The sequence below is a fragment of the Sphingomonas bacterium genome (assembly GCF_903644055.1).
In the GTDB taxonomy this organism is placed as follows: Bacteria; Pseudomonadota; Alphaproteobacteria; order Sphingomonadales; family Sphingomonadaceae; genus Sphingomonas_I.
The window spans coordinates 1-11266 of record NZ_CAHJXD010000274.1 but is presented as its reverse complement, the minus strand read 5'-3'; the positions used below and the strand labels follow the sequence as shown (position 1 = coordinate 11266).

At 66.6% G+C, this 11266-nt stretch carries 11 protein-coding genes; 6 read left to right on the top strand and 5 right to left on the bottom strand.

The features are described from left to right. The 5 genes from odhB to HUU94_RS11865 all read left to right on the top strand — a co-directional run. Nucleotides 1-777: 2-oxoglutarate dehydrogenase complex dihydrolipoyllysine-residue succinyltransferase (gene odhB / locus HUU94_RS11885; protein ID WP_174275279.1), on the top strand; the 777-nt coding region annotated here is incomplete at its 5' end. Nucleotides 778-786: 9 nt separating this feature from the next. Beyond that, nucleotides 787-1029, top strand: a complete 243-nt coding sequence (locus HUU94_RS11880) for a DUF433 domain-containing protein (protein WP_174275278.1) — start codon at nucleotides 787-789, stop codon at nucleotides 1027-1029. Then, complete coding sequence (locus tag HUU94_RS11875; protein ID WP_302480202.1) at nucleotides 1026-1376, top strand: DUF5615 family PIN-like protein; 351 nt, start codon at nucleotides 1026-1028, stop codon at nucleotides 1374-1376. The genes HUU94_RS11880 and HUU94_RS11875 overlap by 4 nt, the downstream gene beginning before the upstream one ends. Beyond that, nucleotides 1369-2778, top strand: a complete 1410-nt coding sequence (gene lpdA / locus HUU94_RS11870; protein WP_174275276.1) for a dihydrolipoyl dehydrogenase — start codon at nucleotides 1369-1371, stop codon at nucleotides 2776-2778. The genes HUU94_RS11875 and lpdA overlap by 8 nt, the downstream gene beginning before the upstream one ends. Nucleotides 2779-3043: 265 nt before the next feature. Next, nucleotides 3044-5443 carry a TonB-dependent receptor gene (locus HUU94_RS11865; protein WP_438827124.1) on the top strand — a complete coding sequence of 800 codons (2400 nt, stop codon included), beginning with the start codon at nucleotides 3044-3046 and terminating at the stop codon, nucleotides 5441-5443. Nucleotides 5444-5501: 58 nt separating this feature from the next. Here the strand turns inward: HUU94_RS11865 and HUU94_RS11860 are convergent, their stop codons facing one another. The 5 genes from HUU94_RS11860 to HUU94_RS11840 all read right to left on the bottom strand — a co-directional run bounded on the left by HUU94_RS11860 (nucleotide 5502) and on the right by HUU94_RS11840 (nucleotide 10411). Continuing rightward, entirely contained in the window at nucleotides 5502-6764 is a 1263-nt protein-coding gene (locus HUU94_RS11860; RefSeq protein WP_217429619.1) for a dipeptidase, read from the bottom strand. A 118-nt stretch (nucleotides 6765-6882) separates the two neighbouring features. Then, nucleotides 6883-7383, bottom strand: a complete 501-nt coding sequence (locus HUU94_RS11855; protein WP_254602175.1) for a DUF3299 domain-containing protein — start codon at nucleotides 7381-7383, stop codon at nucleotides 6883-6885. A gap of 9 nt (nucleotides 7384-7392) precedes the next feature. Further along, complete coding sequence (locus tag HUU94_RS11850; RefSeq protein ID WP_174275275.1) at nucleotides 7393-8592, bottom strand: ABC transporter permease; 1200 nt, start codon at nucleotides 8590-8592, stop codon at nucleotides 7393-7395. Continuing rightward, nucleotides 8589-9260, bottom strand: coding sequence for an ABC transporter ATP-binding protein (locus HUU94_RS11845; protein WP_254602174.1), 672 nt, complete (start codon nucleotides 9258-9260; stop codon nucleotides 8589-8591). The genes HUU94_RS11850 and HUU94_RS11845 overlap by 4 nt, the downstream gene beginning before the upstream one ends. Further along, nucleotides 9257-10411 carry a serine hydrolase domain-containing protein gene (locus HUU94_RS11840; RefSeq protein WP_254602173.1) on the bottom strand — a complete coding sequence of 385 codons (1155 nt, stop codon included), beginning with the start codon at nucleotides 10409-10411 and terminating at the stop codon, nucleotides 9257-9259. Before HUU94_RS11840 ends, HUU94_RS11845 begins: the two co-directional genes overlap by 4 nt. Before the next feature lie 319 nt (nucleotides 10412-10730). Here HUU94_RS11840 and HUU94_RS11835 point away from each other — a divergent pair. Further along, on the top strand, nucleotides 10731-11266 hold a 536-nt coding region (locus HUU94_RS11835), incomplete at its 3' end, for a hypothetical protein (protein WP_174275273.1).

Below are 11266 nucleotides of genomic sequence, written 5' to 3'. Positions count from 1 at the left end.
AAGGCGCCCGCGCCGCCGGCCGCTCCGGAACCGCCGCAGGTCTCGGCCGGCGCGTCTCCGCCCGCCGCGACCGGCGCGCGGAAGGAAGAGCGCGTCCGCATGTCGCGCCTCCGCCAGACGGTCGCGCGCCGCCTCAAGGAAGCGCAGAACACCGCCGCGATGCTCACGACGTTCAACGACGTCGACATGACCGCGGTGATGGATGCGCGGACCCGATACAAGGATCTGTTCGAGAAGAAGCATGGCGTCCGCCTCGGCTTCATGGGCTTCTTCGTGAAGGCGGCGTGCATGGCGCTGCGCGACGTGCCCTCGGTCAACGCCTCGATCGAGGGCGACGAGATCGTCTATCGCGATTATGCCGACATCTCGGTCGCGGTGTCCGCGCCCAACGGCCTCGTCGTGCCGGTGATCCGCGACGCGCAGAGCCTGTCGGTCGCCGAAATCGAGAAGACGATCGGCGATTTCGGCAAGCGCGCCAAGGACGGCACGCTCAAGATGGAGGAGATGAAGGGCGGCACCTTCACCATCTCCAACGGCGGCGTGTTCGGTTCGCTGATGTCGACCCCGATCATCAATCCGCCGCAGGCGGGGGTGCTCGGGCTGCACCGCATCGAGGAGCGGCCCGTGGTGAAGGACGGTCAGATCGTCGCGCGTCCGATGATGTACCTCGCGCTCAGCTACGATCACCGCCTGATCGACGGCCGCGAGGCGGTGACCTTCCTCGTCGCGCTCAAGAATGCGATCGAGGATCCGACCCGGCTGCTGATCGATCTTTAGGAATGGCGAATGGACTGGCGTAACCACATCTATTCCGATCCCGAGATCGGCGGCGGCAAGCCGATCTTCCGAGGGACGCGTTTCAAGGTCGATTTTCTGCTCAAGCTGATGGCCGCCGGCTGGGACGCGGAGAGGATCGGCCTGGAATATCCCGGACTGACGGGCGAGCATATGCGCGCGGCGATCGCCTTTGCGGCCGACATGCTCGATGAAGAGAGCTTCGTTGCAAGTGCCCAGGCACGGGCTGCTTGAGATTCCTGCTGGACGTGAATGTAGGAACCACGATCGCGCGGGCATTGAGCAGCGCGGGGCATGATGTCCGCAGGGTAGCGATGTTCGCGCCGCTTGCCGCGGACGAAGCGATACTGAGCGAGGCTGCTGCCGACGATCGTGACTTCACCGATCTGATCTATGGCCGCAATGCTGGAAGCCCCCCGGCGGTGATCTACATCAGGGCGGCGGGTACGGATCCCGATCAGATTGCCGATCGGCTTCTCGCGCTCGCGCAGGAAGATGACGTTACGGGCAATTTGTTCGTGATCGGTGCGCAGGCGACGCGGCGGCGACGACTGCCAATCGAAAGGCAAAACAATGGCTGACTATGATTTCGACGTTCTGGTGATCGGTGCCGGCCCGGGCGGCTATGTCGCGGCGATCCGCGCGGCGCAGCTTGGGCTCAAGGTCGCCTGCGCCGAGGCGCGCGAGACGCTGGGCGGCACCTGCCTCAACGTCGGCTGCATCCCCTCCAAGGCGTTGCTGCATGCGTCCGAGCTGTTCGAGGAGGCGCAATCGGGCGCGCTCGCCAGGCTGGGCGTCAAGATCGATAGCATGAGCCTCGATCTCGATGCGATGCACGGCCAGCGGCTCGATGCGGTGAAGCAGCTCACCGGCGGCATCGAATATCTGTTCAAGAAGAACAAGGTCGAATGGCTCAAGGGCCGCGCCAGCTTCGAGGGCAAGGATATGGTCAAGGTCGGCGATCGCAGCGTCCGCGCCAGGAATATCGTCATCGCCACCGGCTCGTCGGTCATGCCGCTGCCGGGCGTGACGGTGGACGATGAGGCGATCGTCGATTCAACCTCGGCGCTCGAATTGCCCAAGGTGCCCGGCCATATGGTGGTGATCGGCGGCGGCGTGATCGGGCTGGAGCTGGGATCGGTATGGAAGCGCCTCGGCGCCAAGGTGACGGTCGTCGAATTTCTCGACCAGATCCTGCCGGGGATGGACGGCGAGGTCCGCAAGGAAGCCAACAAGATCTTCAAGAGGCAGGGCTTCACCTTCAAGCTATCGACCAAGGTCACCGGCGCGACCCGCGACGGCGCGGGCGTGACGCTGACGGTCGAGCCCGCCGCCGGCGGCGCGCCCGAGACGATCGCGGCCGATGTCGTGCTCGTCGCGATCGGGCGGCGCGCGAACACCGAGGGGCTGGCGCTCGACAAGGCGGGGCTCGCCGTCAATGGACGCGGCCAGGTCGAGATCGACCACGAGTTCCGCACCTTGGTGCCGGGCATCTGGGCGATCGGCGACGTCGTGCCCGGCCCGATGCTGGCGCACAAGGCCGAGGACGAGGGCATCGCGGTCGCCGAGAATATCGCGGGGCTCACCGGCATCGTGAACCATGACGTCATCCCCAGCGTGGTCTACACGGCGCCGGAAATCGCGGGCGTCGGCCTCACCGAGGAGCAGGCCAGGGAGCGCGCCAAAGAAGCGGGTGGCGATATCAAGGTCGGCAAGTTCCCGATGATGGCCAACAGCCGCGCCAAGACCAACCACGAGCCCGACGGCTTCGTGAAGGTGATCGCCGATGCCACGAGCGACAAGGTGCTCGGCGTCTGGATGATCGCCGTGCCCGCCGGCGTGATGATCGCCCAGGCGGCGCAGGCGATGGAGTTCGGCGCCACCAGCGAGGACATCGCCTACACCTGCCACGCGCACCCGACGCATGCCGAGGCGTTCAAGGAAGCGGCGATGGCCGTGAGGGGCAAGCCGATCCACATCTAGGCCGTACGAGGGCGGGAAGGCGATCGAGAATGATCCGGCCGAGTACAAGCTTTCTGAAACCCTGTAGCTAGCTGTCCTGCGCTCAAAAATTCTAAATCGTAATCGATCCTTAATGCTTGCGACCGTCACGCGTGTCGGCTTTATTGCTCCGTGACGAAGCGTCCGTGGCGATCGTCGAAAGCGAGGGGAGGAGCTTTCCGGCGATACCGTCGGGAGGGCCTGAAAGCCAAACAGGGGTCCCTTGTGGGCCGAGGGAGGCTGATACATGACATTCCGCAAGTCCGCGATTCCGTCGCGCGCGTTTTCGATCTCCGCGATCGCTATGGTGTCGGTGCTCTGCGCCGCGCCTGCCGCCGCGCAGACGGCAGCCGGCGAACCTGCCAGGAGCGACGAGATCGTCGTCAGCGGCCGCCGTGTCTCGCAGGCGCAGCAGGCGATCGGCGAGGATCGGATCACCAACACGGTCGCGGTCACGCGCGAAGCGCTGCTGTCGGCGCCATCGGGCATTTCCGGCCTGAAGATGCTCGAGGCGCTGCCCGGCTTCAACGTCCAGACCGATGGCGCGCTCGGGCTCTACGAGTTCGGCAACAGCGTGCAGACCCGCGCCTTCAACCTCGATCAGATCGGTTTCGTCGTCGATGGCATCCCGACCGGGCGCAGCGACGTGTTCGGCGGCAGCCCGGTGTTTCGCTATGTCGACAATGAGAATCTCGGATCGGTTCGCGCCTCGGTCGGGGCCGGCGACGTCAGCCTGCCGAGTTATTCGTCGCTCGGCCCGGTCGTCGAATATGATTCGATCCTGCCGCAACACGAGCTCGGCATCTTCGCGTCGCAGACCTTTGGCGATTATCACCTGCGGCGGACGTTCGTGCGCGTGAGCACGGGCGACATCGGCCCGATCCGCGCCTTCGTCAGCCGCACCAAGCTGAAGAGCAACCTGTGGCGCGGCACCGGCACCGTCGATCGCGAGCATTGGGAAGCGATGCTCCATGCCGATCTCGGTGGCGATAGCTGGGCGCGGCTGAAGTTCGTGTCGAACGATTTCAAGGACTATGATTCCCCGACCCTGTCGCGCGCGCAGGCGAACTGCACGCCGGCGGTCGCCTCGACGTTCGATGCCGTGGGGCGTTGCGGCAGCGCCTATGGCTATGCCGGCGATCTGCCGGCGCTGCTCCAGAAATATCCGCAGGTGGTGGCGGGCCTGCCATATTCGAACGACGGCCTGATCAACTATTACGGGCTGGCCATCAACATCCGCAACGACCGGCTCTATGGCGGCACGCTCCATCTCGGCATCGCGGACAACGTCTGGGACGAGGTCGTGCCTTATTGGGAGCACAAGGCCGGCTCGGGCGTATCGGCCGACAGCTATTCCAACAGCAACGCCCGCTACCTGGCCGAGCGGGCGGTGGGGCTGCCGGTCAACGCGCCCCGCGGCACGCAATATGGCCGCTCGGGTGTCGGCGGCGACCGCTACGGCATAGTCAACACGCTGCACTGGCAGGTGGGTGCGCAGACGCTGACGGCGGGCATCTGGGCCGAGGTGGACAAATATCATCGCACCCAGGCGCGGTACAATACCACCGACGGCTCGCCGGCCAGCCCACCGGATTTCAGTTCGCTGGTGTTCCTGCGCCGCGACTATCGTTCAAAGCACGATACGACCCAGCTATTCCTCAAGGATAGCGCGCAGATCATTCCCGACAAGCTGATCCTAGACGTCGGCATCAAGGGACTGGCGCTCGATTACCGCCAGTCCGGCTATCGCGACTATGCCGATTATTACCGCGTCGTCGGCGGCGTTCCGGTCGCGGGCTATGGTCCCAAGACCAACAGCGCGCATTACCAGGATCTCTTCCTGCCGATGGCAGGTCTTCTCTACAAATTCGATCGGCGCACACAGGCGTTCCTGTCCTATGCCGAGAATCTGGCGCTGCCCAAGGGGATGGACGACATCTTCTCGGTAGCCCTCAGCGGCAGCCCGGCGCTGGTGCCCGCGCCCAAGCCCGAGCGCTCGAAGAACCTCGAGATCGGCATCCGTACCAACCAGCAGGAATTCTATGGATCGCTGGCGCTCTACTATACCCGGTTCGCCAACCGCATCGCCTCCAACAGCGCTCCGCTCGCGGGCTCGACGGTGCTCGAGACCTTCTACCAGAATGTCGGTCGTGTCCGCGCTTATGGTGCCGAATTCACCGGCACCTACAAGCCGCGCTTCCTGCGCGGGCTGGCCTATGCCAACCTCAACGCCACCTACAACAACGCCAAGTTCCAGGACGATTTCACCGCCGGCACGACGCTGATCGCGACGCGCGGCAAATATCTGCCCGACAGCGCGAAATGGGTGGTGTCGGGCGGCTTGACGGTGGAACCGGCGAGCTGGCTCGTCGCGAACCTCAGCGGAAAATACACCAGCCGCCGCTGGTCGACGCTGCGCAACGATCCGGGATCGGACGTGCCGGGCTTCACCATTTTTTCGGCCTATGTCGATATCGGCGACGGCTTCACCGTCGGGCCGCTCAAGAACGTGCGGGTGCGCGCCAATCTCGACAATGTCTTCAACGCGCACGCGCTCTCGTTCATCTCGGCGTCCACCACGGGAGACGGTTTCTTCCGGCCGCAGCAGCCGCGGACGTTCCAGGTGACCTTCTCGGTCGGGATCTGACGGCACCGTCGGTCGGCTCCTGTGCGCCTCGTCCTGTCGGGCGAGGCGCGCCAGGCGGCTATTTCGCGTCGGCCTTGGCGATCGCATAGGCCTGCGTCGCGCGAACCACGCGCAGCACGTTGCCGCTCCAGATCTTGGCGACATCGGCTTCGGTATATCCCGCCGCTAGCAATGCCGCGGTGATCTTGGGGATCGCCGAGACGTCCGCGAGGCCGTCGACCCCGCCGCCGCCGTCCCAATCGAGCCCGATGCCGACATGATCGGGGCCGACGACCTTCAGCGCGTGCAGCAGGTGCTTGAAGAACGCATCGAAATCGAGCCGGCTGCCGGGATAGCGTGCCAGGATCGCGTTGCGTTCCTTCACCATCGTGGCGATCGCCGCCGGCGTCAGGTCGCGGCGGATGCCCATGCGCGTGACCAGCGACTTCAGCGCCGCATCGCGATCGGCGTTGGGCGGGATCGGCCCCAGATAATCGGCATAGCTGTTGATCTGGATGACGCCCCCGCTCGCGGCGAGCTTGCGCAGATGCGCGTCGTCGACGTTGCGCGGATGATCGAACACCGCCCTGCACCCCGAATGCGACAGCAATACCGGCGTCGCGGACAAGGCGATCGCCTGGTCGAGCACGTCCTCCGATGCATGGCTCGCGTCGACGACGATCCCCAGCCGGTTGGCTTCGGCGATGAACCGCTTGCCGAGCGGGCTGAGGCCGTGCCATTCCGGCCCCGCCGGATCGGACGCACTGTCGCCGAGATCGTTGTTTCGGAAATGCACCGGCCCCATCAAGCGCACGCCGAGCTTGTAGAAGGTTTCCATCAGCGTCAGATCGCCCGACAGCGGATAGCCGTTCTCCATGCTCTGGTAGACGATGATCTTGCCGGCGGCGGCGATGCGCGCCGCGTCGTCCGCCGTGAATGCCAGCTCCATCTTGTCCGGATAGCGAGAGACCGTTTCGCGAATTTCCGTCGCCCGCATCAGCGCGAAATCGCGCGCGGCGCGCGTGGCCTCGGGCGTACGCGGACCTTGTGGGGTGTAGATCGCGAAGAAGCCCCCATCGAGCCCGCCGTCGGCCATGCGCGGCATGTCGACCTGGCTGAAATCGCTATCGAGGCTGTGGCGATCGCCGAACAGCCAGCCGGGTCGTGCGAAGTTGGCGGGGGTATCGAGATGCGTGTCGAGCGTGATCAGCCGCTGGTGGATCGCGCGCTGCGCGGGCGTCGGCACTGGACCGGGCCCGGCCCGCCCGGGCGCCACGGCAACCAGCGAGGCGGTGAGCACGAACGCGGTTGCGAACATAGGTCGACGTGGCGTGAAAGGCATCGCAAGGCTCCTGTTGGTTCGATCGCTCTCCCGTCGTCGCTGCGGCGTGTGGTCCTGCGTCGCTGATGCGGCGTCTGCCGTTCAGTCTGTCAAATCTTTCAGCTAACGCAAGGCGTGTCTATCCTCGCCGTGCATCGTCCAGCCGATAGAAGATGCCGCTTTCGTCCTGTCCGGTGAGCCGGAGCGTGCCGGCAATGACGGTGCGATTGGTCTCGTCGAGCGGGATCGGCCTGGCCGCATAGACCTCGACGAACTGGTTGGGCATCGCATGGAGGTGGTAGGGGCAGCCCGGCGGGTAGCCGAGCAGCACGAAATGCTTTTGCCCGGCCGTGGGATCGAGCGGCATCATATAGCCCGCGACGATGACGCGGCGGCCGGCGAGCGCCGCCACCGTCGCCGGGAAGCCGGGTCGCGAAAAGACCATCGCATGCGCGTCCCGCCGGTCGATCACGCGCGTCGATTCCAGCAGCGCCCAGGATAGTCCGCCGGCCGGCGTCGGGGCCGGCTGCCAGATGTCCTTGACGCCCGGCATGCCGGCGGTCTGCGCCACCGCGCCCGACGCGGCCACCGCGAGGAGAAGCATGGCCCGCCGCAGCGTATCGCCGATCCGCATGACCATCGCCGTCTCCTATGCCGTCCGCGCCAGCACGCGCGCCAGATCCCCATGAACGACCCGCGCCGCCGGGATCAAGGCCGCCAGCCCGCCGATCGCGAGCACGAGCGCCGCGATCAGCAATTCGCCGGGATCGAGGCGCCAGGGATCGATCCCGGTATCGGCGAGCGTCGGGACGGTCGCCGTGGCGAGCGCCAGGACGCCATGCCCGATCAGCTCACCGGTCGCCACGCCGCACGCCGCGACGATCAGCCCTTCCGCGAGGATCGCGCCGACGATCATGCGCCGGCGCGCGCCGATCAGCCGCAGCAGCGTCAGGTCCGCCTCGCGCGCGCTCGCCGCCGCGGTCAGCGCGACGAAGATCGAGAGGCCGCCGGTGATCGCCAGCAGCCAGGCGAACGCCCGGATCGCCGCGACGCCGACGCCGAGCAGCGAGAACAACCGCGCGATCTCGATCGCCGGCGAGGCCGCCTGCATGTTGGTCTGGCGATTGATCATCAGCGGCACGCGCAGCGCGCCGAACGCCGAACGGTAGCGGACCAGCAGCGCCGTGACTTCCGGCGGGATCGTCGTCGCGTCCGCCGCGCCGGGGCCGGGATGGGCGATACCGTGGACGTCCCACACGGTTTCGACCGACACCAGGATCATGCGATCGGCCACCGATCCGGTGGGTGTGAGGATCCCGGTCACCGTGAACGGATGCTGCGCGTGCGCCGGACCGCCCTCATGCTCCAGGCCGTGGCTGCCGATGAAGCGCCGGCCGATCGTCAGCCCCGATCGCCGTGCCGCCTCGGCGCCGACCACCGCATCGCCCGAGGCCCGGAAAATCCGGCCGGACGCCAGCCGCGCGCCACGGAACGGCAGATAGCCGGGATCGGTGCCGACGATCCGGAAGCCCCGGAAACCGTCCCCCATCGCCAGCGGCACGACCATGGCGACCGAAGGATCGCGGCGCAGCAGATCGATGCTCGCCAGCGGGATGTTCCCCGTCGGCGCATCGATCTGGTAGACGGCCGAGAGCACGAGCTGCAACGGCGATCCTTTGGCGCCGACGACGAGATCGATGCCGCGCGCATCCGCTTCGAACCGATCCGCCGCCTGGGTCGAAACGTCGAGCAGCAGCACCAGCGTCGCCACCGCGAGCGCGAGCAGCAGGACGTTGAGCATGGTCGCGAGCCATCGATCGCGCAGATAGGCGAGCGCAAGGGCGATCATGGCGCGGGCTCCCCCGGCCGCGCCCGATCGGGCAGCACGACGCGGTTGGGGATGAACGCCTCGAGCCGCCGGTCATGGGTCGCGACGAGCAGGGTCGAGCCATGGTCGGAGGCCGCGGCGAGCAGCCGCCGCGCCACGCGCTCGGCGTTGCGATCGTCGAGCGCCGATGTCGGTTCGTCGGCGATGAGCAGCGTGGGGCGGCCGATCAATGCGCGCGCGATCGCGGCGCGCTGCGCTTCGCCCTGGCTGAGCTGACGCGGGCGGGCATCGGCGCGGTGCCCGATACCGAGTTCGGACAGCAATATGTCGATCGCCCTGTCGTCGGCCTTCCCGCCGGCGAGCCGCTGCGCCAGCCGCAGGTTGCCCCGCACGGTAAGCGCGGAGACCAGCCGCAACGTCTGGTGAACGATGCCGAGGCGGCGCCGCCGCAGCCCGTCGCGCACCGCTGCGGGCCGGGCGGACATCGGCTCCCCACCGATCCGGATCGTGCCGCTCCGGGGTGTCAGGAGGCCGGCGATCAGGTTTACGAGAGTCGTCTTCCCGCAGCCCGACGCGCCGATCAGCAACAGATGCTCGCCGGGCTTCTGCGACAGCGCGAAATCATCGAACAGCATGTGATCGCCGAACCCGTGGCGAAGGCCCGAAACCTCGAGTGCCGGGGGTGTCACCGAAGCTTTCCGCCACTCGCCGATCGGGACCTGGATATGGAGCCTGTATGAGGTCGCTCGCCGGCGAGCCGCTCCTCGGGACGGGTGTAGGCCGAACGCCGTCCCGGCTGACGCTCGGGATCGACCGCGGTCGCAAAATAGGCGACGCCGGTGCCTGTCGCGGGATCGATCCATAGGCCGGAGCGGAGGCCATAGGCATCGCCGGCATGTCCGACACGCACTCGGCCGTCGCCGAACACATCGTCACGGCAACCCGCCGCCGAGGTCGGAACCGTCTGGGTAGCAAGTCCGTAGCGGCAGTAGAACCCGCCGGAGCCGTCGCCATTGCCGCCATCGAGAATCCAGACAGGCCTCTCCAGCAGCGCGACCGAAGCCGGCGTGAGCAGCCGCACGCCGTCGACCTCGCCCTGGTTGAGGAGCAGCCGCCCCATCGTGGCCAGATCCCGCATCGAGATCCGCATGCCGCCTTGCGGCGAGAAGAGCGCACCGTTCCGACCGGGCCTCCAGACGGTCAGGTCGCATGATCCGTCGGCCGCGGGCACGACCAGGCATTCGGGACGGCGACCGTGCAGATCGTCCTTGCGGATCGTGCCGTCGTGATTGGTCAGCACCACGGCGCGCTTGATCGCATCGTCCGAGCAGGTCGACCAGTTGAAACAGGCGTCAAGCCCGAGCGGCTGGAACAATATGTCGGCCATCAAACGATCGAAACGCTCACCGGTCGCGGCTTCCATAACCGCCGCCACGATTGCGAAATTGAGATTGGAATAGCGCCAGAAGCCCGCCGGAGGGTGCGCCGTATCCCAAACCCGCGGGTCGGCGATAACCGACCTTATGGTCTGATCGAGCCGCAGCGTATAATCGATTCCGTCGGCGAGCGACGACCGGTGCGACAGCAGCAAGCGCAGCGTGATCGGCACATCGGGGAAGCCGGGGTTTCGGAACGGATAGCCGAGTGTCGCGCCGACGTCCGCATCGAGATCGAGCCTGTGTGCCTCGACAAGGCGCATCACCACGATCGCCGTGGCGAGCTTCGAGATCGACGCGACACGCACCGGATCGTCCGCCGTCACCCGCCGCATCGTCGCGCGGTCGGCGATGCCGCGTGCGCGGACTGCGGTGATGCCGTGCGTATCGAACGCTATGCGCACGCGCGCATCCGGGTTCGCGACGCATCCTGCGAGCGCGAGCAGCAGCAGCCCGTGAACCGTTGCGGACGCGCGGCGAAGCGGGGCGACCGGGCATCGCCTCATCGGCGACCATCGCATCGCGGCGGTCCTGTCGCTGCCCGTCGATCGACCCGGAGGAGCAGAAGCCATGGTCCCCCTTCACCTTTGAAGCAGCGAGCCCGCGATGTTTGCCTGTTTGCCCGAAGACGCAATGCCCAATTTGACCGACGATGATTTTGACCGGCAAACGAGCTGTTAACCATCATCGAATAGGCGTCGCCCCATCAGAGAGGCGACGATATTGAAGGGAAGATTCGCAAAGCCGCGCCCGGCGGGCAGCGGCCTCATCATCGGGATGGTAGGCGGAGCCTTCATTCTGACCTTCCTGCTGTTCGCGATGGTGATCGCCTCGTTCGTCGACAATCTGAATGCCAATGCCGCGGCGAACGAGCGGAGTGCCGTGTCGGGCGTTCTGTCGCGAGACACCGACTCGGTCGATCGATGGTTGCCGGACAATACGCGTTGGAATGCGGCGGTCGAGCATCTCTACGGCCGCCTCGATACGCAGTGGGCGGCGACGCAGTGGACCAACGTGATGAACCTGTTCGTCATTACGCGAGATGGCGAAAGCCTGTTCATACGCTCGACGACGAGCCCCCGGCCGCTGGCCGCCGCGGCGGCGCCGGCCATGCGCCTGCTGCTGGATCGGCTGCCGCACGATCTGCCCGCCGCCGCGCGTCGCAGGCACAGCGTGATGATGATGGGGATGTTCAAGGGCAGGCCCGCGATCTTCGGCGCCGCCGCCATCATCCCGGAAAAGCCGACCGATACGGCACC